The organism is Streptomyces sp. GD-15H (assembly GCF_045291515.1).
Classification (GTDB): Bacteria; Actinomycetota; Actinomycetes; order Streptomycetales; family Streptomycetaceae; genus Streptomyces.
Window position 1 is genome coordinate 700,598 of record NZ_CP149447.1, and the last position, 23,982, is coordinate 724,579.

Genomic DNA, 23,982 nt, shown 5'->3' on the forward strand with positions numbered 1-23,982 from the left:
AGCCGTTGTCACCACCGAAGCCGAAACACGCCGAACCGGCTCACACCCTCGGGCACTCACCCAACCTGACAACGCCAGACCGACCGCTCCGAAGGTGGCCCGCCCTCCACCGCTATACAGCAACTGGGCATAACGCTGCCCCTGTGAGAACAAGCCGCCGAACACGCCACAGGCCGGAAGCGAGGTGCGTGGCGAGGTGGTGGTGATCGGTCGTGGCGGGCACCTGCGCAGCGGTGGCGGGGTGCGGATCGGCGAGGGGGTCTGTTGCCGTCGGTCGGGATCCGGGATGCTCCTGTGGCATGAGTAGACCCGTGAGACGCACCACCCGTATGCGCCACTGGATCTGGCCCGTCGTCGCCGCCGTGGTCGCGGCGACGTTCAGCTGGAGCTCGCCCGCGGGGGCGGACGGTGACCGGACTGGACTGCCGGAGGCCATCGACACAATCCTCGGCGACGCCCGCATGGACGGCGGCGCCGCGAGCGTCGTCGTCGCCGACGCGAAGACCGGCGCGGTCCTTTATCAGCATCTGCCGAGCGGGCGACTCATGCCCGCCTCCAACACCAAGTTGCTCACCTCGGCCGCGGCCATGGCGCTGCTCGGCCCCGACCACCGCTTCACCACCGACGTCCTGTCGACCGGTGCCCGGCAGGGCTCCGTACTCGACGGCGACCTGTATCTGCGCGGCACCGGCGATCCGACCCTGCTCGCCGAGGACTACGACCGGCTCGCCGCCGCGCTCGCCGACTCGGGGGTGCGGCGCGTCACCGGGCGCCTGGTCGCCGACGACACCCGCTTCGACGACCAACGGCTCGGCCGCTCCTGGGCCTCCGACGACGAATCCTCGTACTACTCGGCGCAGACCTCCGCGCTGAGCGTCGCCCCCGACACCGACTACGACACCGGCACGGTCATCGTGCATGCGGCGCCGGGGGACAAGCCCGGCGACCGGCCGCGCACCACCGTCACCCCGGCCAACCACTACGTCCACCTCGACGTGCGCGCGACCACCGTCGACCGAGGCGGCCCGAGCGACCTCACCGTCGAGCGGCAGCACGGCACCAACACCATCACCGTCAGCGGCACCCTGCCTGTGGGAGGCGCCACCGCCAAGGAGTGGGTCAGCGTCTGGGAGCCCACCGGCTACGCCGCGGACGTCTTCCGCGACGCGCTGGCCGCGCACGGCGTGCGCGTCACCGGGGCGACCCGGCTCGGCGAGGCGACCCCGAAGGGCGCGCACAGGCTCGCCACGCACGAGTCCATGCCCCTCAAGCAGCTACTGATCCCGTTCCTGAAGCTGTCCAACAACATGCACGCCGAGGCGCTGACCAAGGCGATCGGATACGAGACCTCCGGGCGCGGCACCTGGGATGCCGGCCTCGCCGGCATCAGCGGCTACCTGAAGCGCATCGGCGTCGACCCGGGCAAGCTGCGCCAGGTCGACGGTTCCGGGCTGTCCCGGATGGACAGCGTCCCCGCGGACCAGCTCGCCAAGCTGCTCCTGTCGGTGCGCACCGAGCCCTGGTACGCCGACTGGTACCGGGCCCTCCCGGTGGCCTGTGACCCGAACCGCTTCATCGGCGGTACGTTGCGCTCGCGTCTGTGCGGCACACCGGCCGCGCTCAACGCACGTGGCAAGACGGGGTCGTTGACGGGCGCGTCGGCCCTGTCGGGATACGTCACCGACGCGGGCGGACGCGAACTCGTCTACAGCGTCGTCCTCAACAACTATCTCGCCGGCTCGGTCAAGAGCACCGAGGACGCCATCGTGGCCACCCTCGCCTCGTCCGACGAGAACCGGGCGGTGACGGTGCGGCCGAAGGCCCTCCGGAGCACAAAGAGCAACGGAGACCTGGAGTGCTCGTGGCGCAAGCCGGCGCAGTGCTGAGGCACCCCTGGGCGCTCGCGCGGGCCGCCGGGCAGTCCGCGCCGAGCAGGGCCAGGGCTCAGCGCGCGCCGGGTCGCGTAGAGCGGCAGGGCGCAGGCGGCAGCGGTGACCGGGGCGAGGTACCCGGTAGCAGGAGCCGCGTGCCCCACCAGCCTGCCGCCGCCCGCCACGCCGCAGGCGATGCCCCCGAGGAGGCCGGTCACGGCGAGGGTCATGCCCCCGTTCAACCGCCCCTCGGGGGCGCGGCGCTGCACCAGCGTCACCCCGACGCGCGCATCCCCTGCAAAGCCCACAGAGGGCAGCGACTTCCCGCGTCGCTGTACGGCCCCGAGTCGGTAGCTGTTGGACATCCTTGCTGGACACCAGCGGTCGGCTCCGGCTCGGCGTGTCGATCTCCAGGCGCCGCTGTCCAAGAACCGATCGGTTCTTGGACACTGCCAGGGCATGGCCATGGTGGGCGGGTTACGTGGTCCGCGCGCTGCCGACTGTCCCGTCTCGCGAGACCTTGCCTCCGTCTCACCTGACGGGGTCCGGTTCACACGTCAAGGACAAGGTCAGGTGAGACAGTCCAGGTCAGCGTGCCGCCGCCCGCCGATCGTCGGCGGTGGAAACGCACCTCGCCGACAACATCAAGTGAGACGACGGCTCATCGGCGTCTCGCGCGACTTTGTCTCTCCGCAGGTCAGGACGCCACCCAACGGCAAGATCGAATGAGACGGGACACCGACTGCAGGGGGCTCGGTCGGGGCGGAGGACAGGCTGGTTACGGAGGGGGGAAGGTCCCGCGGCCAACTGCGATGGTGAGGGGGCGGCCCGATTCGGGCCGCCCCCTCACGTTCGGCGATCGTGTCAGCGGTGCCCATGGCCGTGCCCATGGCCGTGGCCATGGCCGTGCCCGTGCCCATGGCCGTGCCCGTGCCCATGCCCGTGCCCGTGCCCATGCCCGTGCCCATGGCCGTGCCCATGGCCATGGCCGTGACGGCGGTCCCTGTCCCTCCCGTGGCCGTGGTGGCGGTCCCTGTCCCTCCCGTGGCCGTGGTGGCGGTCCCTGTCCTTCCCGTGCCCGTGGTGGTACCGGGGCCCGTCCTCACCCCGGTCCCCACGATGGTGGTCATTCGAGGCGTACGCACCGGTCGCCCCCGGCGCGGCGCCGGCGGCGGCAGCAGCTCCAGCACCACCCAGCACCACGGCGACTGCCACGCCGAGCGCGGCAGCAAAGCGGGAAACACGCATAGCGATCTCCTGTCACAGCAGGCGCCCGGGCGCCTGGACCGATTGGACACGGCAACACTTGCCCCAAGCGGGCACCAGAAGCCGCAGGCGCGCCCACAAAGGCCCTCAATGAGGTGGTTTTTCCAGGTCCGCGGAACCAAGGCGTGTGGGCAATCCGGGGACACCCTTCTGCGCGACCACTACGACCAAGGACCGGTGTCAGGCCAGGATCGTGGCGGGCGCAACCGTGAAGACCCAGCCCGGCGTATGCCATCGACCCCGCCGGAGCTGGGCCACTCTCCGTACTGCCGCCGCCACGCACGAGCGAGCGTGAGCAGACCGCACCGTCCGCCGTGGTCGAGGGAGCGGCTGCTGCCGCGAGGTGGCCGGGCCCATCGTGGGCGCTCCGCTCAGCGCGGCGCCGTCGCGCCGACCGCGGCCGGGAGTGGGTCCGGAGCCTGCAGCAGAGCGCCAAGTAGTCGGGCGGCCTGCTGCCGCCGCCGTCGCGCCTGAGGGAAGGGCCGATCCGGACGGCAGGACAGCGGGGGAGGGCCCGCAGCGCGGCAAGCGACGACCCAACCAGAGGGTCACTTCTTCTGGGGTGAGGCCGTAGCCGGCGGTGGCTGCCGTGCCCCGCACAGCGTTCAACAATTGATGGTCTGCGATTCCGCTGTGCAGGGTGAACTCGCCTGGACCGCGTACCAGGCCGAACGGCGTCGGCGCGGAGAGACCCACGAGGACTCCTTCGAGGCGTACAACCCATTCCGCCAGGGCCGCTGACCGGGGCACCGAAGCGTTCAGGAAACTGAACGCCGTAGCGGTGATCCCTGCTCGGATACTCCCCGAACCCCGAGACCACCGCCCGCCGGACCTGGCATGGAGGAGGACGACCAGGAGCACGTGCTCACCGTCTGGGAAGAGGGACGGGCTCGTAGGGGCGGAGCCGAACGGCGGCGAGCCCACAGGACCAACATCACGCTGAGCTACATGTCGCTTGGTTCCCTGTTCGTTAACGGCGCCCTCGTTCGACGCGCGCCCGGGAGGCGCACCTGGGGAGAATGAAGCAAGGGTCCGTGGCGGGGCACTACCTGAGCCGGGGAGCGGCGGTGGCCCCCTCTCGAGGGTGATGACGATGCCGGCGTGGCGATTTCGGGACTTCCACGACGATGATCTGGACCGCGCCATCCAGATCTGGGACCAGAACCAGCAGGTGGACGAGGCTCCTGCCGTTTTCCCGGTATCGGAGGTCGTGGCCGCAGCCAGGGCCGCAGGACCGGCCGTGGTGGCGGTGGTCGGCGACGAGCTGGTGGGCGTCGGCGTGGCGCAGGTCTCCGGCGAGAGGGGCTGGATCATCCTGGTGGCCCTGGCCGGGACGTGGCGCAGCCGCGGCATCGAAAGCTCCTTGATCGCCGAGCTTGAGCGGCGCTTGCGGTCCCAGGGAGTCCGCCGGATCGGCGCGCTCCTGGCCCCGGGGGCGACGGGAGCCGTTGCCTTGGAAAATTCAGGCTACCGGTCCCGGACCGGGCTCGTCTTCCACGAGAAGGTCGAGCAGCTCGGCGCGAGCGATGCCGGCCTCCTGGCGGAGTTGGGGGGAAGGATGCTTCCCGGGGATCTGTGGGACGGCCTTGCGGGGATGGAAGAGGTGAAGGAGGCCATCGAGCGGCGGATCGTGCTGCCGCTGGCCCGGCCCGCGCTGGCCGAGCGGTATGGGGTGAGGCCGCCGAAGGGGGTCATCCTCTTCGGGCCGCCGGGCACCGGCAAGACCAGCTTCGCCCGAGCGGTTGCCTCGCGGCTGGGGTGGCCCTTCGTGGAACTCTTCCCGTCCCGGCTTGCGTCGTTTCGGGAGGGGGGACTGGCGGCCTCGCTGCGGGAGGCGTTCACCGAGCTGGCCGAGCTGGAGACGGTGGTTCTCTTCATCGACGAGGTCGAGGAGATCGCTTCTGCCCGGTCCGGTACGGCTGTCGACCCCAGTCATGGAGTCACCAACGAACTGCTCAAGCTGATCCCCGGCTTCCGCGACCACGACGACCGCCTCTTGATCTGCGCCACGAACTCCGTCCGCTTCCTCGACCCTGCGTTCCTTCGGCCCGGCCGCTTCGACTACGTCATCCCGGTCGGCCCGCCCGATCCGCAGGCCCGTTCGGCGGTCTGGCGGCGCTACCTCGGGGCCGCCGCCACCCATGTCGATCTCCGCCGTCTGGTGGAGGCAAGCGCAATGTTCACGCCGGCCGATATCGAGTTCGCCGCTCGCAAGGGCGCCCAGACCGCCTTCGAACGCGAAGTCGCCCAGGGGGAAGGCGCCCCGGCCGGCACGGAGGACTACCTGCAGGCCGTCGCACAGACCCGTCCCACACTCACCGACCAGGCACTGACGGACTTCGCCGAGGACACCGAGGAGTACGTACGCATGTGACACCACGGCACACACCGCGAGTTCGCCGTGGTCCTTGGTTCTTCGGCATGGGGCCTGACCAGGCACCTCGTCGCCTTCGGCCTGTGCGTCTGTGCGTCTGTGCGTCTGTGCGTCTGTGCGTCTGTGCAGGGCTCATGACGGTTCTTCAGGAATCCCGAGGTCCGTCATGATCTATGCGGATCCCTCGCTTCCGTCTGCCGGGCTGACCTGCAGCAATGGGAGATGAAAGCCAGGACGAACCCGCGGGATGTCGCATAACACACGCCGCTCGCGGCGGAACTTCTTCAACCACTCCGTCACCCGCTACCGCGACCTCTCGGGGCACGTCCAAGGAGTGCGTCGCGGCGGGTCATCCGGGCACGAGCACGGCGGCGCCGCTGACCCGGTCGGCGGCCAGGTCCCTCAGAGCCTGGTCGGCACGGCTCAACGGATACGGGCTGACGGTGACCCGCATACCGATCCGCGCGGCCGTGTCCAGGAAGTCGCGGCCGTCCTGCCGGGTGTTGGAGGTGACGCTGCGCAGATTCCGCTCTTCGAAGAGGTGACGGCGGTAATTGAGCACGGGGATGTCGGTGAGATGGATGCCCGCCACGGCGAGCGTTCCCGAACGGTCCAGTGCCTCCAGTGCCACGGGCACCAGATCCCCTACCGGTGCGAACAGGATCGCCGAATCCAGTGGTTCGGGCGGGCGGTCGTAGGCGCCGCCCACGGAGGAGGCGCCCAGGTCGAGGGCGAGTTCACGGGCCCGTGCCGAACGGGTCAGCACGTGCACGGTTGCTCCTTCGGCCAGGGCGACCTGCGCCGTCAGATGGGCCGAGGCCCCGAAGCCGTAGATCCCGAGCCGGCCGTTGGGTGGCAGGGCGCTGCGGCGCAGAGCCCGGTAGCCGATGATCCCGGCACACAGCAGCGGTGCCAGCAGCACGGCGTCCTGGTCGTCCGGGAGCGCGTGGGCGTAGTCCGCCGGAACGAGGGTGACATCGGCGAAACCGCCGTCCGCGTCCCAGCCGGTGTAGAGGGAGGCCGGGCAGAGGTTCTCGCGACCGGCCCGGCAGTAGCGGCATCGGCCGCAGGTGCTGCGCAGCCACGCCCCACCGGCTCGGTCGCCGACCCGGAACCCCGTGACGGACTCGCCGACGGCGGCCACGCGGCCGACGATCTCATGACCGGGAACGGTCGATGCCCGGTGCGGGCGCAGGTCGCCTTCGGCAAGGTGCAGGTCCGTGCGGCAGACGCCGCACGCCTCGACCCTCAGCAACAGCTCACCAGGCCCCGGCGAGGGCACGGTACGCCGCACGGACACCAGTGGGCCGTCCGCGATCGGACCAGGACTCTCGACAGCCCACCCGGTCAGCATGTTCGAAGCCGACGCGCGCACCATGCTCCCAGCCTGGCGCCGGCCGGCAGGTCCGGCAAACGCTCGCCGCAGAACGGCAGGCCGCAACCGCACGACGCTTGGTGCGGCAACGGCCCTCGGCCGTTCGGGCGGCACTGTCATGTTGGCTGGCCGGGTGGGATGATCTTCGGGTTGATCGCGCCGGAGAGGAGCCCGCTCGTGGGCACTGCCACGTTGTTGGGTGCGTGACTGTCTGATGGCGCGTCGGGGCGTGGTGGCCGGCGGCCCGGGCCTGTGCTCAGGCCGTGGTGGGCATGGCGGCAACCCCGGTGATCTGGTCCCAGGTCGCGAAGCGGATGGTCATCTCGGCGCGGTATCCGGGGGCGGTCATCCGGGGGCGGTGGGGCCGGAAGTGGGGTGAGATGCCGCTGAACGCGGCCAGGAACCGCTGGGCGGCACCTACGCTGCGAAAGCCCTTCATGGCACGTTCGCGCTGGCGAGTGGGCTGGTGGCTGTTCTCGGCCCAGTTGTTGAGGTACTTCGACTGCCGGTGCTCGACGGAGGGCATGACCTCGCGGTGGGCGGCGCCGTAGGAGCGCAGCTTGTCGGTGACGACCACCCGGGGCGCTGCGCGCGTCTTCTTCATCAGGTGGCGGAAGAAGCGCCGGGCCGCGGCTGTGTCCCGGCGGCTCTGCACGAGGATGTCGAGAACGGTGTCCTGGTCGACGGCCCGCCACAGGTACTTCAATTCTCCGCTGACCTTGACGAACACCTCGTCCAGATACCATTTATCCCCGGGCCGGGGCCGGCGGCGGCGCAGGCCGTTGGCGTACTGCTGACCGAACTTCGCGCACCAGTGGCGGACCGTCTCGTAGGAGATGAGCACGCCACGCCCGGGCATCAGCTCCTCCATCTCGCGGAAGCTGAGCGGGAAGCGGTGGTACCGCCACACGCAGTGCGCGATGATCTCCACCGGGTACCGGTGCCCCCTGTACGACGGCGACGCGGACGACACGAGCGAATCCCTCCCCGGCACGATCAACTCCAAGATCATCCCAGGCCGGTCAGACAACGTGACAACGCCCACCGGCAGCTCCTCGCCGACCTGCCCGGCCTCCTCGCCGACGCCCACGCGGCTGCCCGCTCCCGCACTAGCCTGGACCAGGCCCGCCTGTCCGCCGTCTACAGCCTGGCCACCGCGGGCCTCAGCAAGCTCGGCGCCTACGACCGCGCCCGCCTCACCGCGGACCGCGCCCGCACCTGGGCCGAAGTCTCCAGCAGCCCGCTCGCCGCTGCGGCCGCCGCCCGCGAACTCGCCATCGTGCTCCGCCACCAGGACCAGAACGACGCCGCGCAGCGCCTCATGAAGTCGGCGACCGCCGACCTCGAGAGCACCGGCTTGCGCACCGAACCCGCGGCCGCCGCCTACGCGCAGATGCTGTGCACCCTCGCCTACACCGCCGCACGCGGCGGGCAGCGCGCCGACGCCCTCGCCATGACCGAGGAAGTCCGCCGCGCCGCCCGCAGGCTCCCCGACGGGTGCCCTGTCGGCCGCCTCTTCCCGATCACCCGGCCGCCGTCGACCTGTACGCGGTCGGCGTCCACTGGGCGCTCGGCGACGCCGGGGCCGCCCTGGACGCGGGCAAGAACCTGCGCCCCGACCAGTTCCCGACCACCGAGCGCAAGGCCCGCCTGGGCACCGACATGGCGCGCGCCTGGTGGTCCTGGCAGCGGCCCGAGCAGACCGCCCGCGCCCTCCTCGACGCCTACCGGGCCAGCCCCGGCGAAGTCCGCGACCGGCCCGCCATCCGCGCCATCGTCGACGAGCTCGCCGAGCGGCACCCGCGCACCACCGGAGTACGCGAGCTCCACGCCGCCGTCACCGCCGGCTGACCTGCGGCGAAGACAAACTGTCTTCCGCGCAGGTCAGCCTCTCCAACTCGGGTCGCCCACCGCGTTGTCGGCGAAGTCGTTGATGGAGTCGTTCACGTCGCTCTGGTGGTGCTTGTCGAGCTTGGCGTACAGGGCGTCGAACACGTCGCTGTCCATGGCCCCGAGCTGCTCGCCCAGCCACCCGGCGAGCTGGTATTGCTCGCCGTCGTCCAGGTCCCCGCTCATCAGCGCCAGCTCGGGTGTCCACAGTCCGCAGCCCCGTGCCACCTGCACGACGTCCATGGCCAGCTGGAGCGGCGACGGCTTCCACCCGGACGCCTCCTGGATGAAGCCGCCCAGGTCCTCCGTGCCGTCCCTCCACGCGCGGTCCAGCACGGGCAGCCGCAGCCAGTTCACGCGCTCGCCGGTCTCGGCATGCTCCGGGTACGTGTACCAGGTCAGGAAGTCGTGCTGTGACTCGTCGACCTGGGACTGGCGCGGCAGATGGCGTTCGTCGCGCGTGTACGGCGCTCCCTCGAAGACCCCGTCGCCGGGCGGCGGTGCGACGACCTTCCAGGAGATGTGCACCTCACCGGGCCGGAACGCGTCCGGCCACCGCTCGTGATAGCGGTTCGCGTCCCGCGCCCAGTAGTGCCACAGATCGGCCGCTGGCTTCCCCTCTGCGGAGGGGTCCTCGCAGATCGGGGCGGTGCCCCCGACCAGCCAGGACAGCGCCAGTTCCTCGGTGTTCACGTACCCGCTCTCGCGGGAACGGAAGGTCCACATGGTGCCCGCCGGGTACGGCTGCACGCTCGCAGTAGTCGTCTCACCCATGGCGGAAAGTCTTCCAAAGCGCAACGCGTCCCCGCGGCCTTTCCCTCAACCTCGGCAGGCCACGTCGACCAGCCGTGCGCGATCTTGGTGGCTAATTCCAATTCTCCTGCTGTGAGAGGGCGCTAGTGTGCCGAGTCTTTGATTCGGTTCAGATATCCGGCGAGGCGTTCGAAGATCTCATCAGCGGTCTTCGTCCAGACGAAGGGCCCCGGGTTGTCGTTCCAGTCGGCGCTCCAGGCCCGGATGTCCTTCTCCAGGGCTTGGACGTTCTTATGGACGCCCCGCCGTATCCGCTGGTCCGTCAACAGGGCGAACCAGCGCTCGACCTGGTTCAGCCAGGACGAGCCGGTCGGGGTGAAGTGCAGGTGGAACCGGGGATGAGCCAGCAGCCACTGCCGGACCGCGGGCGTCTTGTGGGTGGCGTAGTTGTCACAGATCAGGTGCACGTCGAGATGGTCGGGGACCTCCTTGTCCAGCTTGGCCAGGAACTTCTTGAACTCCACCGCGCGGTGCCGGCGGTGGAGCGAGCTGATCACCTCGCCGGTGGCCGCGTTCAGCGCGGCGAACAGGGTCGTCACGCCGCCGCGCAGGTAGTCGTGGGTGCGGCGCTCGGGCATGCCCGGCATCATCGGCAGCACCAGCGCCGACCGGTCCAGCGCCTGGATCTGGGACTTCTCGTCCACGCACAGGACGATGGCCCGCTCGGGCGGATCCAGGTACAGGCCGACGACGTCGCGGACCTTCTCGATGAACTGCGGGTCCCTGGACAGCTTGAAGGTGTCCACCAGGTGCGGTTTGAGGCCGAAGGTCCGCCAGATCCGCGAGACGGTGGACTGGCTCAGGCCGCTGGCCTTGGCCATTTCCCGGGTCGACCAGTGAGTGGCGTTCTTCGGGGTGGTCTCCAGGGTCCGCACGACCACCTCCTCGACCTTCTCGTCGCTCACCGTGCGCGGCGGTCCGGGCCGCGGCTCGTCCGACAGGCCCTGGAGCCGATCGGCCGCGAACCGCTTACGCCACTTGGCCACCGTGACCGGATGGACCCCGAGTTCCGCCCCCACCGCGGTGTTCGAGCCGCCATCGGCGCACGCGAGCACGATCCGGCACCTCAACGCCAGAGCCTGCGAGGAGGTCGCCCGCCGCGACCAGCGCAACAGCGTCTCTCGCTCCTCGTCCGTCAGAACCACCTCGACCGTCGGCCGGCCCGTACGTGCCATGAACCCAGCCTACTTCTATGGCGCAATAAAGACTCATGAAACTAGGTGGACAACTTGAGGACGAAATTCACAGGGTCACACAACGCCGCCTTTCGACTCACCGCGACTTCGGTGGTCCGCACGGCGACTACCTCAACGATGTCGGCAGCACCACCGGCCGGCACCCGTACCACCAGCATCTCTCGACCAAGATTCGGACCATTCCCCGACCGGTGCACCGCTCTGGGGGCCGAGCCGCGCTCTCTGCACTGCTCAGCAACGTGCCACTGCTGTACCACCAGCAGACGACGAACCCACTGGCGGCGCTCGGACAGCACTTCTCTCACTGGATCAGTGAAAGCAGCGTTCACGGCCCCCGAATCTTGTCGACTCTCCACAGGACGACAGGGCAAGTGCCGACTTCACGCACCGGCACCCGGCCCAGCCGCCCGCCGGGTCAGCATTCGTCCGGCCGCCACCGAGTCCGCAAAGGCCACCGCGCGCGAGGGAGCTGCGAAAAGAGTGCCTCAATCGCAGCTGACGAGGCGTCAGGAAAGTCAGCATCAGGTCAGCGCTGAGTAGGCCCGGAGCGCGGTGCCGGGATTGCTCCCGGTCCGTTTCTCCGGACCTCTCGCCGAACCCGCCGTGCGCCTCTCAACGCAACGGGCTCTCCACGGTCTCTGCCGTCAGACGGGGTTCGCAGGCTGCCATGGGTTGGGGATCGCGCCGGCCCGGTATCGGTAACGGCTGACCGTAACCGACGCGATCCGGAACAGCTCGATCCCGTCCGCCGCGATGGGTCGCCACCGCCCGCTGGGGGTGGTGAACCGGCGGCGGACGTCGCCCCAACTCCACCGGTGACGCTCCCGCAGCATGCGGATCAAGCGCCACCACACGAAGGCGTCGAGCCTGTCGAAGACATGCTTGGCGACCGCGTGCTTGAAGTAGTTGGCCCAACCGCGCATGATCTGAGTGAGTCTGATCAGCACGGCGGCGAGATCCTGCTGCGATGTCCTGCCTGTCAGGGCACGAATCTTCGCCTTCAGCGACCGGATGGGCCGGTCGGCGATGAAGGTGTAGACGTGCCACTTGGTCGTGCCTCCCTTGCGTTTCCACTGGATGCGGAAGCCCAGGAAGTCGAAACCGTCGCTCATGTGCGTGATCCGGGTCTTGGCCTGCGACAGACGCAGGCCGAGGGGTTCGAGCACGTCGGCGACTTCTTCGCGCAGTGCCGCGGTGTCGGCCTCGGTGCCGTGCACCAGGACGACGAAGTCGTCCGCGTAGCGGACGACTCGCCACGTGGGTTGACCTTTGCGGCGCCGGTAGGCGCGTTTGCCCTCGGTGGCCATCGTCCCGCCTGACTCCCATGGCCCGTGCAGGTGCTCGTCGAGCGCCGACAGGGCGATGTTCGCCAGCAGCGGGGACAGGATGCCGCCCTGCGGGGTGCCGGTCAGTGTCTCCTTGTTCTCGCCGAGTTCCGTGAGGACTCCGGCCTTGAGGAAGGCTTTGACCAGCGCCAGGACACGCTTGTCCTTCACCCGGCGACGCACTCGGTCCATCAGGGCCGCGTGGTCGATCGAGTCGAAGCACGCCTCGATGTCCGCATCCAGCACCCAGCGATAACCCCGGGTGCCGAAATAGTGGATCTCGGCGATCGCGTCCTGGGCCCGCCGTCGGGGCCGAAACCCGTAGGAGACCGGCGTGAAGCCGGCCTCGAAGATCGGTTCCAGCACCAGCTTCAGCGCCGCCTGAACGACCCGGTCCCTGATCGTCGGAATCCCGAGCTTGCGGACCTTCCCCGAGCCCCCCGGCTTGGGAATGCTGCGTTCCCGCACCGGCAGCGGACGGAACGAACCGTCTTTGAGGGCGGCCCGCAGGTCGTTCAGGAACCCGGGAACACCGATCGACTCCTCGACATCGATGGCGGTCAGGCCGTCGACGCCGGGAGTCCGGGCTCCCCGGTTGCCCGCGACCCGGTCGAACGCCGCCAACAGCGTCGCCGGGTCGTGCACGAAGTTGAACAGGTCATCGAACCGGCGGCCGGGATCGGCCACCGTCCAACGGTGAAGCTTGGTCTGCATCCCCAGTACCCGGGCCCGAGGGCCCGGAGCTCCGCCATTCGGCGGGGCATCTTCCGGCATTGCAGCGTCCTTCCCTTCTCGATACCGCTGCCGCCCTTCCCCATGCGGCCGGCTCTCCCGGCCTCGGAGTACTACGGCGGCTCCGCCCCGTCCCCAACCGATCAGCGGTCGATGCGCTCAGCCCCGCCAGCCTGCTGGAGGCAGGTGGCAGGGCGAGGTTCGGGACGGTTCCCGTGTTCACTGTGGTTCGCTCGATGAAGGAGGAGCCCGGCTGTATCCCTGCGGCCTCGCCACGAGTACGCCGCAGGCTTTCCTCGTGGCCTCCCGGCCGGCTTTCGTAGACCGACCCAAGAGTTGTCAGACCACCCGAAAGAGTGACCTGCATACGCACCGCTACCGGCCCTTATCCGCCAGGTTTGAGCCGGAGGCACTTTAAGAGACGTAAACGCCGGTTCCTCGCGTACTCCTCTCCATCACGCTTGCCGGACCCGCCCCATCTGGCAGTACTGGTCACGTCCCGGCGTTGTCAGGGCCGCTCTCGCCCTCCCCGGCATCACCCGGATCAGGCTGCCCTCAGCTTCAACCCGACTGCTGCGACAGCGAGTTGGTGCAGGCCTTCCACCTCCACTCGAACCGACAGCGCCTCACGGCGCAAACAAGAGTCCTGCCACAGCTGCTCACAGACGGCCACACCGTGGAATCGCCTGTCATCCCGGCTCCGGTCCGCACCCCGCTCAGCCGTCCTCCCGCGAGCGGGCGGACAGCGGGAGGCAGCGCCCGACCGCCGCCCGCCCACCAGCCGCCAGGACTCGAGCATTTCCGCAGGTCAACGCACCCTTCCGCGCGGCTTCAGCGGCACCGGCGGCAGCTCGGGCGCGGGCAGCGGGGCGCCGTCGTAGCCCTTCACCTCGCCGAAGCGGGTGCCTTCCATCCAGTCCCGGCGGGCCTGTTCGATCTCCTCCTGGGTCCGGCCGATCCAGTTCCAGAACATGATCAGTTCCTCCTCGAACGGCTCGCCGCCCAGGAGCATCAGCGCCGCGTCGGACTCGGCACGCAGGGGGAGTTCGTCGCGGCCGCAGCCAAGGTAGAGCATCGATCCCGGGAGCACCGGTACGCCGTCCACATGGGCCTCGCCTGACATGGCGAGGACCGCGTACTCGAAGTCACGCTCCAGGGGCAGCCGGACGTCCGCGCCACTCGACAGGGCCAGGTCGGCGCCCACGATGGGGGTGTACGCCGTGCCCGGGGACGTGGCGCCGTCCAGGTCGCCGAGGATGAGCGTGGCCTCGACACCCTGTGCCGTGACGACCGGCAGGTCGGCGTGGTGCTCGAAGTGCGGGTCGGTGTAACGGTGGCCGTCCGGGAGGGCCACCCACAACTGGGCGCCGTGCAGGAAGCGTGCGTGCGAGCGAGGGCTCTCCTCGGAGTGGCTGATCGCCCTGCCGGACGTCATCAGGCCCAGTTCGCGCGGGCGGATCGTCTGGAGGCTGCCCGTGGAGTCACGGTGCAGGACCTCGCCCTCGTGCAGCCAACTCACCGTCTGCAGGCCCATGTGCGGGTGCGGCGGCACTTGCATGCCGGGCTCGTCGGCGATGTCGTCCGGGCCGTAGTGGTCGACGAAGCACCACGCACCGACCATGCGCCGCCCCAGGTTGGGCAGCAGCCGCCGAACCTCGGTGGACTCGCCGAGCTTGACCTGTCGGGGACTGAGGAGCTCACGCACCGGCTCCGCCACCACGAAGCCGCGGCCACCGCACAGGGACGGAGCGGCTTCCCGCTCAAGATTGCTCATGGGCACAACTTAGCCCCGAGGGGCGTGGTGAGTCACTCCGTCGCCACGCCGCGCGGACGGCACTGCGGAGAGCGAGAAACAAAGTAGTAGCCATGGATATAGTTGCCATGTACCGTATTGGCTATGGGTTCGGCACACGAGGGCGCTACGCCCGGGTTCCTGGTCTGGCGTCTGTCCATGAAGTGGCGCGTCGCGGTCGACCGTGCGGTGGCCCCGCTGGGGCTGACCCACGCGCAGTACTCGCTGGTGGCGTCGCTGTACGGGATGGGACGCGCCGGCGAGCGGCCCAGCCAGCGCCGGCTCGCCGACCACACGGGACTCGAACCGCTCTACGTGTCGAAGCTCGCCCGAGCGCTCGAAGCCTCCGGTCTGCTCGAACGCACCCGGGACCCGCGCGATCCGCGCGCCGTGCAACTGGCGCTCACCGAACGGGGTGTCGACGTCACCCGGCGGGCGATCGAGGTCGTCCACCTACTGCTGGGGCAACTGCTGGAGCCGCTCGGCGGTCTCGACGGCGCACGCACCCGCGCGTTCACGCACGATCTGACGACCCTCCTGGACACGTCCCTCGACGCATCTCTCGACACACCGGCCGATTCCTTCGGCGACAACGAGACGGAGCAGCCATGACCACCTCCACCGCACCCCCCGTCGACGGCCGCGCCATCGGCCTCGCCCACTACGCGAGCCGCGCCGTCCTCGAAAGCGTGCTGGTCCGCCACGGCATCACCTTCCAGCAGTCCGTGACCCTCCGCCTCGTCGCCGTGGCCGAGGGGCCGGTCGACCGCGTCCGCCTCGCCGGGGACGTCGTCGGCACCCTGAAGATCGGCCTTCCCGACGCCAACGGCGTGGTCGACGAGGTGATCACCGCGGGGCTACTGGCCCCGGACGACCCGTCCCGGGTCCGGATCACGGACGCCGGACGGGAGTTGCACGACAGGACGTCCGCCGAGACCAAGGTGATCGCCGCCAGGATCTACGCCGGCATACCGGCGGACGAACGGGCGGTCACCGGCCGGGTGCTGGCCCTGGTCACCGAGCGGGCCAACCGGGAACTGGCCGCCGTCTCCGGGGCCACCGCCTCACACCCATAGTGGAATATTCAGGCAACCAGGTCAGTTGTCGGCGTCGAAGGAGGTCACGAGTGGACACCATGTACTCCTACGACCACGGAACCCCGGCCGAGCGCTGGGAGCGCGCCGGGCTGTTCTTCGACGCCAAGGACTACGCCGCGGCGGCGCGCGTCCTGAGCGGGCTGGTCGAGGAGGTGCCGGAGCAGACCGGGCCGCGGCTGCTCCTGGCGCGCTCCTACTACCACTCGGCTCAGTTGCGCCGCGCCGAGGCCGAGTTGCGGATCATCGTGGAGCGCGATCCGGTGGAGCACTACGCCCGGCTGATGCTCGGCCGCACCCTCGAACGGCAGGGGCGGAACGAGGAGGCGGAGTCCCACCTGCGGATCGCCGCCGCGCTGGCGGGCGAGTTCGACGGCGGGCTCGACCGCGCGTAGCTGCCATCCTCCACGCGCCGGTGGAACCGTACTGCTCCAGCGCGCCGCGCACCTCCGCGGTGTACGGGTCGACGAACACGGGGAGGGTGTGGCTCGGGGCCACTCCCGGCACTCCGGACAGCATCACCCTGGCCGTCGCGTCCGCCTCCGGTGAGGGCCGTATCGCGGACACCGTGCCCTCGGGGCGCCTCGCGGGCGGCGGCCACCTGCTCGGAGACCGGCAGTGCGCGGTCGCCGACGAGCACGGGCGGGCGGTGGACGAGGTGTTCAGCGGCAGGCCCGCGCGGATCGTGCAGCACGAGACGGACCACCTCGACGGCACGCTCTCTCGACCGGGCCGAGCCCCGCTCGCTGTCGTCCCACCAGGCGGTGGCGGAGGCTGGTCGCAGCCCACACCGGAGGAGGCCGCACGGGCACTGGGCTTCGAACTCCCGTAGTGGCCGGCCCCCGGCGCCCCGCACCGCCCCCGGTGGCTCAGGCGGTGTCCCGATAGGCCTCCAGCAGTCGGAGCCACGCCTCGCTGATCGTCGGGTACGACGGGACCACGTGCCACAGGCGGGCGACCGGGACCTGGGCGGCGACCGCGACGGTCGCCGAGTGGATCAGTTCGCCCACGCCGGGGCCGACGAAGGTGACGCCGCGCAGGATTTCGCTCTCCAGGTCGACGATCATGCGGGCACGGCCCTTGTAGCCCTCCCCGTACAGACTGGCGCCGGCGACCGCGGACAGGTCGACGTCGACGGCGCGGACGCGGTGCCCCGCCTGTTCCGCCTCGGCCAGGGAGAGGCCGACCGAGCCCGCCTCCGGATCGGTGAACACCACCTGGGGTACGGCGTCGTGGTCGGCGGTGGCGGCGTGCGCACCCCACGCCTCCGCGGCCACGGGTCCCCCGGCGGCCCGTGCGGCGATGGCGGCGCCCGCGATACGGGCCTGGTACTTGCCCTGATGGGTGAGCAGGGCACGCCGGTTGACGTCGCCGACCGCGTAAAGCCAGTCCTGGCCTGTCACTTGGAGGCTGTCGTCCACGGTGAGCCAGGATCCCGGTTCCAGGCCGACGGTCTCCAGGCCGATGTCGTCGGTGCGCGGGGCACGGCCGGTGGCGAAGAGGATCTCGTCGGCCTCGATCCGCTCCCCCGTGTCGGTGACGACCACGACGGCACCGTTCTTCCTGGTCACCGAGGTGGCGGAGGTGCCGGTACGGATGTCCGCGCCGGCCTCGGTGAGCGCCTCGGCGACCAGCTCTCCGGCGAAGGGCTCCATCCGGGACAGCAGGCCCTTGCCGCGTACCAGGAGCGTGACCCGGGAGCCGAGGGCCTGCCAGGCCGTGGCCATCTCGGTGGCGACGACACCGCCACCGACCACGACCAGCCTGGCGGGCACGGCCTTGGCGCTGGTGGCCTCCCTGCTCGTCCACGGCGCGACGTCGGCGAGTCCGGGCAGCGGAGGCAGCAGCGCGCGGCTGCCGGTGCAGACGGCGACGGCGTGCCGGGCGGTGAGGACGCGCCGCGTTCCGTCACCGGCGGTGACGGTCACCGTGCGCGGGCCGGTGAACCGCCCGACGCCGCGGTGGAGCTCGACGCCGACGCTCTCCAGCCACTGCACCTGGCCGTCGTCCTCCCAGTGCGAGGTGTACTCGTCCCGGTGGGCGAGGACCGCGCTCGTGTCGAGCGGCCCCTGCGTCGACCGGCTCAGGCCGGGGACGCGGCGGGCGTCGGCCTGCGCGAGAACGGGACGCAGCAGGGCCTTGCTGGGCATGCACGCCCAGTAGGAGCATTCACCGCCGACCAGTTCGTTCTCCACGATCGCGGTGGACAGCCCTGCCGCACGCGTGCGGTCGGCGACGTTCTCCCCCACGGGCCCGGCACCGAGCACGACGACGTCGTAGTCCATGGCTGCCGGTCCTGTCGATTCCGCCGGTCCTGTCGGTTCCTTTTGCCTCATGGGGCCAGTCTGGTGGGTGGTGTGCGTGGTGGCCACATGGGTAGGGGCGCGGAATACGTGACCCGGCCGGCCGTGTTGTGCGGACGGCTCGCCCCGACGTCAGGAAGAGGAAACACACCATGAGCAGCACCGTGGAGCTCACCAAGGAGAACTTCGACCAGCTGGTCACGGAGAACGAGTTCGTTCTCATCGACTTCTGGGCGTCCTGGTGCGGGCCATGCCGTCAGTTCGCACCCGTGTACGAGAAGGCGGCGGAGGACAACCCGGACCTGGTGTTCGGCAAGGTGGACACCGAGGCGCAGCCGGAGCTGGCCGCGGCCTTCGACATCCGGTCCATCCCGACGCTGATGATCGTTCGCGACCAGGTGGCCGTGTTCGCCCAGCCGGGCGCCCTGCCCGAGGCCGCGCTGACGGACGTCATCGGACAGGCCCGGAAGCTGGACATGGACGAGGTCCGCAAGTCGATCGCCGAGCAGCAGGCGCAGGCCGGCGGCGAGGCGGGGAACCCGAGTCAGGGCGAGTGACCGACCGGCCCCGGCTCGGGGCCTTTTGGAACGGGGCCTTCTAGGGCCTGTGTGATGTTGTGATCAATCGGCCGCTTGCAGGAGATCTCCGATCCAGATCATCGAGGCGCGGAGTTCGAGGCCGGCGAGGTAGCTCTCGGGCGTCTTGTCGAAGCGTGTGGCGATGCCGCGCCAGTCCTTCAGCCGGTTGATCAGTCGCTCGACGGTGTTGCGGTCACGGTAACGATCGGCGTCGTACGTGACGGGACGGCCGCCCCTGCTGCCCTTCCTCTTGCGGTTGGCGGCCTGGTCCTTCTTCTCCGGGATGACCGCCCTGATGTGCCGTTTGCGCAGGTAGGCGCGGTTGGCGCGGGACGAGTAGGCCTTGTCCGCGGCGACCGCGCCGGGCCGGGTGCGGGCCGGCCGACCGGCCCGCGGACCCGGACCTTGTTCAGCACGGGGATGAACTGCGGGCTGTCCGCGGCCTGCCCGGCGGTCAGCACGAACGACAGCGGCCGGCGCTTTTGGTCGGCGGCGAGGTGAATCTTGCTGGTCAGTCCGCCGCGGGACCGGCCGAGCAGGGCTTCCTTCAGGCGGAGCCTGCGTCGGCGGCGGACGCGCCGGCGTTCTTCCCGCTCGGGCCCGTTTCCGCCGTCCCGCCCGTTCTGTTCCGCCTTGTCGCCCCCTTTTGCCGGGCCTGTTCCTGCTCGGCGGCGGCCTCCTCGAGCGCCTCCATGACCTCCTGGCCGACGAGCATCCCGGCGGCGTCGTGGTGGGCGCGGACGGTCGTGGAGTCCACGCTGACCAGGGACAGGTCCGTTTTGCCCCGGCGGGCGGCCTCGGCGATCAGGCCCTCCAGCAGGGCGGTGAAGACACCGGCGTTCCGCCAGAGCCGGAAGCGTCCGTAGACGGTCGGCCAGGGGCCGAACTCGCCCGGCATCTCCCGCCACTGCGCGCCCGTCCTGAACCGCCAGATCACCCCCTCGAACTGATCCCGCAGCCGCTCGGGGTACGGGCCGTACTCGCCTATCGGCAGGAACGGCTCGATCAACTTCCACTGTTCTTCGGTGAGTTGTCTGCGCGTCACGATTGTCTTCCTACCGGATCCGCCTTCCAGGCGGATCCGGACCGGCAAGACTGATCACAACATCACACAGGCCCTAGAACGGGTACTGCGCGACGTCCCCGCGCACGGTGGTCCAGCGCACGTCGGTGAACGCGTCCAGGTTGGCGTCGCCGCCGAAGCGGGACCCGGCGCCGGAGGCGGCGACACCGCCGAACGGGGCCACGGCCTCGTCGTTCACGGTCTGGTCGTTGATGTGCACGATCCCTGTCGGGATCCGCTCCGCCAGGTCCAGGCCGCGTGCCGTGTCACCGGTGACGACGCCCAGCGAGAGCCCGCGGGGGCTTGCGGCGGCCAGGGCGGCGGCCTCGTCGGCGCCGCTGAAGGACCGTACGGGCGCGACGGGGCCGAAGACCTCCTCCGTGTAAGCGGGGGTGTTGTCGCCGGTGTCCGCGAGGACGGTGGGCCGGTAGAACAGCCGGTCGTGGGTGCCGCCCGCGGCGAGTTTCGCGCCGCCGGCGGTGCTGGACTCGACCAGGGCGTGGACCTTGTCGAGTTGTCCGCGGTCGATGAGCGGGCCGAGGTGGACCTGGTCGCGGTGCGGGTCGCCGACGGCGAGTGAGTCCGCCTTGGCGGCCAGCCGTTCGACGTACTCGTCGTAGAGCGCGGCGTGCACCAGGTGGCGTCCGGTCGTCATGCAGATCTGGCCCTGGTGGAAGAACGATCCCCAGGCTGCCGTGGAGATCACCGCGTCGAGGTCGGCGTCCTCCAGCACGATCAGCGCGGAGTTGCCGCCGAGTTCCAGGTGGGCGCGCTTGAGGGGACGGCCGGCGGCCTCTCCGACGTGCCGCTGGCGCCGGTGGAGCCGGTGAAGGAGATGACGGGGATGCGCGGGTCGGCGACGAGCGCCTGGCCGGTCTCCGCGCCGCCCGGCAGGATGTGCAGCAGTCCCTCGGGCAGTCCCGCCTCGGCGAACACCGCGGCGAGCGCCAGTCCGCCGCAGACCGCGGTGCGCGGATCCAGCTTCAGGACGACCGCGTTGCCGAGCGCGAGGGCCGGGGCGACGGAGCGGATGGACAGGATCAGCGGCGCGTTGAACGGCGCGATGACACCCACCACGCCCACCGGCACCCGTCGGGTGTACGACAGCCAGGGCCCTTCGGTGGGCAGCACCTGACCCGGAGGCGGGAGGCCAGTGCAGCGGCCTCGTAGCACTCCTGGGCGGCGACGCGCAGTTCGAAGTCGGCCTTGCCGGGGATGTTGCCGGCCTCTCGGACCAGCCATTCCCGCAGTTCGTCGGCGTGCGCGGCGAACAGGTCACCGGCCTTGCGGAGCACCGCGGCACGGACGAAGTGCGGGGCCTTCGCCCACTCGGTCTGGACGGCACGGCCCGCTTCGGCGGCGGCCCCGGCGTCCTCACCGGTGGCGAGGGTGACGGTGGTCGGCTGTTCGCCGGTGGCGGGCTCCGTGACGGTGTGGTCGGCTCCCGCGAGGCGGCGGGGCTGCCAGGTCGTGGGGTCGAGCAACGGCATGTGACGGCTCTCCGATCGGTCGCCGGCGCACCGCGCGAGCGCGAGCCCGGCTGTCCTTCCGCGTACCATTTGGTTGAGCAGGCAACATCCTGGTCACCACCCGGACGGTCCAGCTCCCGCCAATCGTCCGAGGAAGCGACCGGGCATCGCATGCCGCGCGGGCGGGCGCCCGGCGCGCGGGCGGGCCTCAGCTGGACTCGCGTGGGACCACCGACGCCCCCAGCACCTTGTGGGCCTCGGGTGCGGCGGCCGGATCGCGCACCGCGCGGTCGACGAGTTCGGCGAGTTCCCGGCCGGACGGCAGATCGAGGTGGACGGTGGTCAGCCGGGGCCGCAGCAGCCGGCCCAGCATGAGGTTGTCGGCGCCGACCACGGCCGTCTCCTCCGGGACGCGGACGCCGACGTCGTCCAGGGCCCGCATCAGCAGCATCGCGTACTCGTCGTTGTAGGTGAACACGGCGTCGAGGCCGAGGTCGCGCCAGCCGGCGGCGAGCCGCGCGGCGGCGCCCTCGTCGTGGGCGAGGGGCAGTTCGGTGACCGTCGCGTCGGTGCCGCGCAGCGCCGCACGCACGCCGGCCAGGCGGGGCGCGGAGAACGCCTCCAGCCCGGGCTCGCGCGGGACGACGACGCCGATGCGGCGCCGACCGCGGTCGAACAGGTGGGCGCCCGCGCTGTGGCCGACGACGTCGTGGTCCATGAGCAGGGCGTGCGCGCCCTCGACGGATTCCGGGCCGAGGGTGATCACGGCACGCGCTCCGGAGCGTTTGAGCACGGCGACCCCCCGGGGGCCGAGCCCGGAGCCGGGGACCAGCACGGCCACGGGACGCAGTTCGGCCCAGGCACGGGCGGCCTCGTCGTCGTGCACGCCGACGGTGCCGTACTGCACGACCGTGTAGTCGAGGCGGCCGAGTGCCACCTGGAGGTCGCTGACGAACTGGCTGTAGACCGGGCCGACCGGGAAGGCCGGGGCCGGCATCAGCACCATACGGCTGTGGCCGGCTCGTAAGCTGCGGGCCGCCGCGTGCGGCACGTACCCGAGTTCCCTGGCCGCGTCGTGGACGCGGCGGCGGGTGGGCTCGCTGATCCGGACGGCCTCGGCGTTGTTCAGGACGTAGGAGACGGTCGCGCGCGAGACGTTGGCCAGTCGGGCCACGTCGGCGCTCGTGGGCACGGCGCGCGGCAGTGCGGCGGATGCGGGCGCGGGCGGGTTCGGTATCTGCACCATGACGCAACGCATCTTCGCAGAAGCGCGAACGGGCCCTTCGGCCGGGGGAGTTGAGAGCGCCACATGAAGATTCCGCCCCAGTTCAGGGCAGTCTCAGCCGTGCGGTCCGGGACGTGCGTCCGCGGCGAGCCGGCCCGGTCAGCTGGGGGGGGTCGCGGAATCCGTCACGCGGTCGACGAGGTCCACCCACGCGGCTTCCAGCCGTTCCATCGGCATCCCGCGCTGCTGGGTCAGATGGTGGACCAGGGCGGGGTCGAGCGGCGCCATCAGAGTGTGGGAGAGGAGTTCGCAGTCCGCCTCGGGGACGGCCTCGCGCAGCAGCAGCGTCACGTGGTGGTTCAGCACACGGCGGGGCGGGTTGGTGAAGCGGCGGTCGGCGCACGGTTCGGCGGCGAGCTGCAGTTCCAGTTCGTCGGCCGTGCGGCGCAGCAGGGCGAGGCCGAACGCCCGCAGGCGCTCCGCGGGCGGCGCTCCCGGTCCCAGCGGCGGGGGTCCGGTGAGGAAGGCGGCCTGGAACTTCTTCTCGGAGTGGTCGAGCAGTGCCGACAGCAGTCCGGTGCGGTCGCCGAAGCGCCGGAAGACCGTCCCCTTGCCCACGCGGGCCGCCACGGCCACCGCCTCCATGGTGAGACCGTCCGCGCCGCGCTCGGCGACGAGGAGAGCGGCGGCCTCCAGCAGTCGGGCACGGTTGCGCGCTGCGTCGGCTCGCAGGCAGGGCTCGTCGATCTCGCTGCCGAGCTGTGGCAACTCCTGCGGCTCGACGGGCTCCTGAGGTATCGGGGTGGGCGACGGCACGGCGGACATGCAGCCAGAGTAAAGCATGGGGAAGAAACTGGACCCGGGTCCGGTTAAGGTGCTAGAAAAGAAACGGACTTCGGTCCGGATTGTTGCGGCGATGTTTCGTCACGCCGTCGCGTCCTGCCGTCGCACCACTTGTTTCACCGCATGTTCCGCCCTGCACTTTTATACCCCCGGGAGTTCGCATGTCCGTCCGCATCCTCGCCCTCGTCGGCAGCCTTCGCGCCGGTTCGCACAACCGTCAGCTCGCCGAGGCCGCGGTGAAGCTCGCGCCCGAGGGCTCCGACGTGGTGCTCTACGAGGGTCTCGCGGAAATCCCCTTCTACAACGAGGACATCGACGTCGAGGGCAGCGTCCCCGCCGCCGCCACGCAGCTGCGCGAGGCCGTGGGCGGCGCCGACGCCCTGCTGCTCTTCACGCCCGAGTACAACGGCACGATCCCGGCCGTCCTGAAGAACGCCATCGACTGGCTGTCCCGCCCGTTCGGCGCCGCCGCCCTCGGTGACAAGCCGGTCGCCGTGGTCGGCACCGCCTTCGGCCAGTACGGCGGTGTCTGGGCGCAGGACGAGGCCCGCAAGGCCCTGGGTATCGCGGGCGGCAAGGTGATCGAGGACATCAAGCTCTCGATCCCGGGCTCCGTGACCCGTTTCGCCGAGGTCCGCCCCGCCGACGACGCCGAGGTCGTCGGGCAGCTGACCGAGGTCATCGTCCGCCTCAACGGCCACGCCACCGCGTCGGCCGCCGCCTGACCCCACCCCGCACGACCGGGGCCCGAAGGGGCCGGAGCCGTCTCGACG

At 70.6% G+C, this 23,982-nt stretch carries 17 protein-coding genes and 5 pseudogenes; 9 read left to right on the forward strand and 13 right to left on the reverse strand.

Annotation, left to right across the window (positions count from 1 at the left end):
- Positions 1–299 precede the first annotated feature (299 nt).
- Both dacB and WJ438_RS03415 read left to right on the forward strand, forming a co-directional pair.
- Positions 300–1,886, forward strand: coding sequence for a D-alanyl-D-alanine carboxypeptidase/D-alanyl-D-alanine-endopeptidase (gene dacB / locus WJ438_RS03410; protein WP_406723892.1), 1,587 nt, complete (start codon positions 300–302; stop codon positions 1,884–1,886).
- 2,338 nt (positions 1,887–4,224) lie between these two features.
- On the forward strand, positions 4,225–5,511 hold the full coding sequence (locus WJ438_RS03415) for an ATP-binding protein (protein WP_406723893.1): 1,287 nt from the start codon (positions 4,225–4,227) through the stop codon (positions 5,509–5,511).
- 349 nt (positions 5,512–5,860) lie between these two features.
- Here WJ438_RS03415 and WJ438_RS03420 read toward each other — a convergent pair whose 3' ends face one another.
- Both WJ438_RS03420 and WJ438_RS03425 read right to left on the reverse strand, forming a co-directional pair.
- Positions 5,861–6,889, reverse strand: a complete 1,029-nt coding sequence (locus WJ438_RS03420) for a zinc-binding alcohol dehydrogenase family protein (RefSeq protein WP_406723894.1) — start codon at positions 6,887–6,889, stop codon at positions 5,861–5,863.
- A 253-nt stretch (positions 6,890–7,142) separates the two neighbouring features.
- Positions 7,143–7,898 carry an IS6 family transposase gene (locus WJ438_RS03425; RefSeq protein ID WP_406723895.1) on the reverse strand — a complete coding sequence of 252 codons (756 nt, stop codon included), beginning with the start codon at positions 7,896–7,898 and terminating at the stop codon, positions 7,143–7,145.
- Positions 7,899–7,925: 27 nt separating this feature from the next.
- Here WJ438_RS03425 and WJ438_RS03430 point away from each other — a divergent pair.
- Positions 7,926–8,737: pseudogene (locus tag WJ438_RS03430) on the forward strand (transcriptional regulator); the annotation flags it as partial.
- 33 nt (positions 8,738–8,770) lie between these two features.
- On the opposite strand, the gene WJ438_RS03435 reads toward WJ438_RS03430, so the two are convergent.
- The 4 genes from WJ438_RS03435 to WJ438_RS03450 form a co-directional block, all read right to left on the reverse strand.
- Entirely contained in the window at positions 8,771–9,550 is a 780-nt protein-coding gene (locus tag WJ438_RS03435) for a hypothetical protein (RefSeq protein ID WP_406723896.1), read from the reverse strand.
- 122 nt (positions 9,551–9,672) lie between these two features.
- Positions 9,673–10,764, reverse strand: a complete 1,092-nt coding sequence (locus tag WJ438_RS03440) for an IS630 family transposase (protein ID WP_406723897.1) — start codon at positions 10,762–10,764, stop codon at positions 9,673–9,675.
- Positions 10,765–11,429: 665 nt separating this feature from the next.
- Complete coding sequence (ltrA, locus tag WJ438_RS03445) at positions 11,430–12,824, reverse strand: group II intron reverse transcriptase/maturase (protein ID WP_406723898.1); 1,395 nt, start codon at positions 12,822–12,824, stop codon at positions 11,430–11,432.
- Between the two features lie 826 nt (positions 12,825–13,650).
- A complete protein-coding gene (locus WJ438_RS03450; RefSeq protein ID WP_406723899.1) occupies positions 13,651–14,616 on the reverse strand; it encodes a pirin family protein in 966 nt (321 codons plus the stop codon).
- 123 nt (positions 14,617–14,739) lie between these two features.
- On the opposite strand from WJ438_RS03450, the gene WJ438_RS03455 reads away from it, so the two are divergent.
- The 3 genes from WJ438_RS03455 to WJ438_RS03465 are packed head-to-tail and all read left to right on the forward strand — an operon-like array spanning position 14,740 to position 16,123.
- Positions 14,740–15,246: a MarR family winged helix-turn-helix transcriptional regulator gene (locus WJ438_RS03455; protein ID WP_406723900.1), complete on the forward strand. Its 507-nt coding sequence runs from the start codon at positions 14,740–14,742 to the stop codon at positions 15,244–15,246.
- Positions 15,243–15,710 carry a MarR family transcriptional regulator gene (locus WJ438_RS03460; RefSeq protein ID WP_406723901.1) on the forward strand — a complete coding sequence of 156 codons (468 nt, stop codon included), beginning with the start codon at positions 15,243–15,245 and terminating at the stop codon, positions 15,708–15,710. Before WJ438_RS03455 ends, WJ438_RS03460 begins: the two co-directional genes overlap by 4 nt.
- 50 nt (positions 15,711–15,760) lie before the next feature.
- The gene (locus tag WJ438_RS03465; RefSeq protein WP_406723902.1) at positions 15,761–16,123 is read left to right on the forward strand and encodes a tetratricopeptide repeat protein; all 363 of its coding nucleotides are present in this window, start codon (positions 15,761–15,763) and stop codon (positions 16,121–16,123) included.
- Positions 16,124–16,136: 13 nt separating this feature from the next.
- Here the strand turns inward: WJ438_RS03465 and WJ438_RS03470 are convergent.
- Positions 16,137–16,368: pseudogene (locus WJ438_RS03470) on the reverse strand (PepSY domain-containing protein); the annotation flags it as partial.
- On the opposite strand from WJ438_RS03470, the pseudogene WJ438_RS03475 reads away from it, so the two are divergent.
- Positions 16,360–16,560, forward strand: a pseudogene (locus WJ438_RS03475) (peptide deformylase); the annotation flags it as partial. The pseudogenes WJ438_RS03470 and WJ438_RS03475 sit on opposite strands and share 9 nt — an antisense overlap.
- A gap of 37 nt (positions 16,561–16,597) precedes the next feature.
- Here WJ438_RS03475 and WJ438_RS03480 read toward each other — a convergent pair.
- On the reverse strand, positions 16,598–18,013 hold the full coding sequence (locus tag WJ438_RS03480; protein ID WP_406723903.1) for a dihydrolipoyl dehydrogenase family protein: 1,416 nt from the start codon (positions 18,011–18,013) through the stop codon (positions 16,598–16,600).
- A 170-nt stretch (positions 18,014–18,183) separates the two neighbouring features.
- Here WJ438_RS03480 and trxA point away from each other — a divergent pair, with 170 nt between their 5' ends.
- Positions 18,184–18,588 (forward strand): thioredoxin, encoded by a 405-nt coding sequence (gene trxA, locus WJ438_RS03485; protein WP_406723904.1) that lies wholly within the window; start codon positions 18,184–18,186, stop codon positions 18,586–18,588.
- A 63-nt stretch (positions 18,589–18,651) separates the two neighbouring features.
- Here the strand turns inward: trxA and WJ438_RS03490 are convergent.
- The 5 genes and pseudogenes from WJ438_RS03490 to WJ438_RS03510 all read right to left on the reverse strand — a co-directional run bounded on the left by WJ438_RS03490 (position 18,652) and on the right by WJ438_RS03510 (position 23,191).
- A pseudogene (locus WJ438_RS03490) lies at positions 18,652–19,654 on the reverse strand (IS5 family transposase).
- 73 nt (positions 19,655–19,727) lie between these two features.
- Positions 19,728–20,435: an aldehyde dehydrogenase family protein gene (locus WJ438_RS03495; protein WP_406729576.1), complete on the reverse strand. Its 708-nt coding sequence runs from the start codon at positions 20,433–20,435 to the stop codon at positions 19,728–19,730.
- Positions 20,408–21,231, reverse strand: a pseudogene (locus tag WJ438_RS03500) (aldehyde dehydrogenase family protein). Before WJ438_RS03500 ends, WJ438_RS03495 begins: the two are co-directional and overlap by 28 nt.
- Positions 21,232–21,349: 118 nt before the next feature.
- Positions 21,350–22,387: a LacI family DNA-binding transcriptional regulator gene (locus tag WJ438_RS03505; RefSeq protein WP_406723905.1), complete on the reverse strand. Its 1,038-nt coding sequence runs from the start codon at positions 22,385–22,387 to the stop codon at positions 21,350–21,352.
- Between the two features lie 138 nt (positions 22,388–22,525).
- Entirely contained in the window at positions 22,526–23,191 is a 666-nt protein-coding gene (locus WJ438_RS03510; protein ID WP_406723906.1) for a TetR/AcrR family transcriptional regulator, read from the reverse strand.
- A 179-nt stretch (positions 23,192–23,370) separates the two neighbouring features.
- On the opposite strand from WJ438_RS03510, the gene WJ438_RS03515 reads away from it, so the two are divergent.
- Entirely contained in the window at positions 23,371–23,934 is a 564-nt protein-coding gene (locus WJ438_RS03515) for an NADPH-dependent FMN reductase (protein WP_406723907.1), read from the forward strand.
- The last annotated feature ends 48 nt before the right edge of the window (positions 23,935–23,982 follow it).

Bases quoted from the DNA above. Each gene is read 5' to 3' on its own strand.
- WJ438_RS03510 (WP_406723906.1), bottom strand. From the start codon at position 23,191: ATGTCCGCCGTGCCGTCGCCCACCCCGATACCTCAGGAGCCCGTCGAG.
- WJ438_RS03505 (WP_406723905.1), bottom strand. From the start codon at position 22,387: ATGGTGCAGATACCGAACCCGCCCGCGCCCGCATCCGCCGCACTGCCG.
- WJ438_RS03425 (WP_406723895.1), bottom strand. From the start codon at position 7,898: ATGATCTTGGAGTTGATCGTGCCGGGGAGGGATTCGCTCGTGTCGTCC.
- ltrA (WP_406723898.1), bottom strand. From the start codon at position 12,824: ATGCAGACCAAGCTTCACCGTTGGACGGTGGCCGATCCCGGCCGCCGG.
- WJ438_RS03435 (WP_406723896.1), bottom strand. From the start codon at position 9,550: ATGGGTGAGACGACTACTGCGAGCGTGCAGCCGTACCCGGCGGGCACC.
- WJ438_RS03460 (WP_406723901.1), top strand. From the start codon at position 15,243: ATGACCACCTCCACCGCACCCCCCGTCGACGGCCGCGCCATCGGCCTC.
- dacB (WP_406723892.1), top strand. From the start codon at position 300: ATGAGTAGACCCGTGAGACGCACCACCCGTATGCGCCACTGGATCTGG.
- WJ438_RS03440 (WP_406723897.1), bottom strand. From the start codon at position 10,764: ATGGCACGTACGGGCCGGCCGACGGTCGAGGTGGTTCTGACGGACGAG.
- WJ438_RS03420 (WP_406723894.1), bottom strand. From the start codon at position 6,889: ATGGTGCGCGCGTCGGCTTCGAACATGCTGACCGGGTGGGCTGTCGAG.
- WJ438_RS03455 (WP_406723900.1), top strand. From the start codon at position 14,740: ATGGGTTCGGCACACGAGGGCGCTACGCCCGGGTTCCTGGTCTGGCGT.
- WJ438_RS03450 (WP_406723899.1), bottom strand. From the start codon at position 14,616: ATGAGCAATCTTGAGCGGGAAGCCGCTCCGTCCCTGTGCGGTGGCCGC.
- WJ438_RS03415 (WP_406723893.1), top strand. From the start codon at position 4,225: ATGACGATGCCGGCGTGGCGATTTCGGGACTTCCACGACGATGATCTG.
- WJ438_RS03480 (WP_406723903.1), bottom strand. From the start codon at position 18,013: ATGGACTACGACGTCGTCGTGCTCGGTGCCGGGCCCGTGGGGGAGAAC.
- trxA (WP_406723904.1), top strand. From the start codon at position 18,184: ATGAGCAGCACCGTGGAGCTCACCAAGGAGAACTTCGACCAGCTGGTC.
- WJ438_RS03515 (WP_406723907.1), top strand. From the start codon at position 23,371: ATGTCCGTCCGCATCCTCGCCCTCGTCGGCAGCCTTCGCGCCGGTTCG.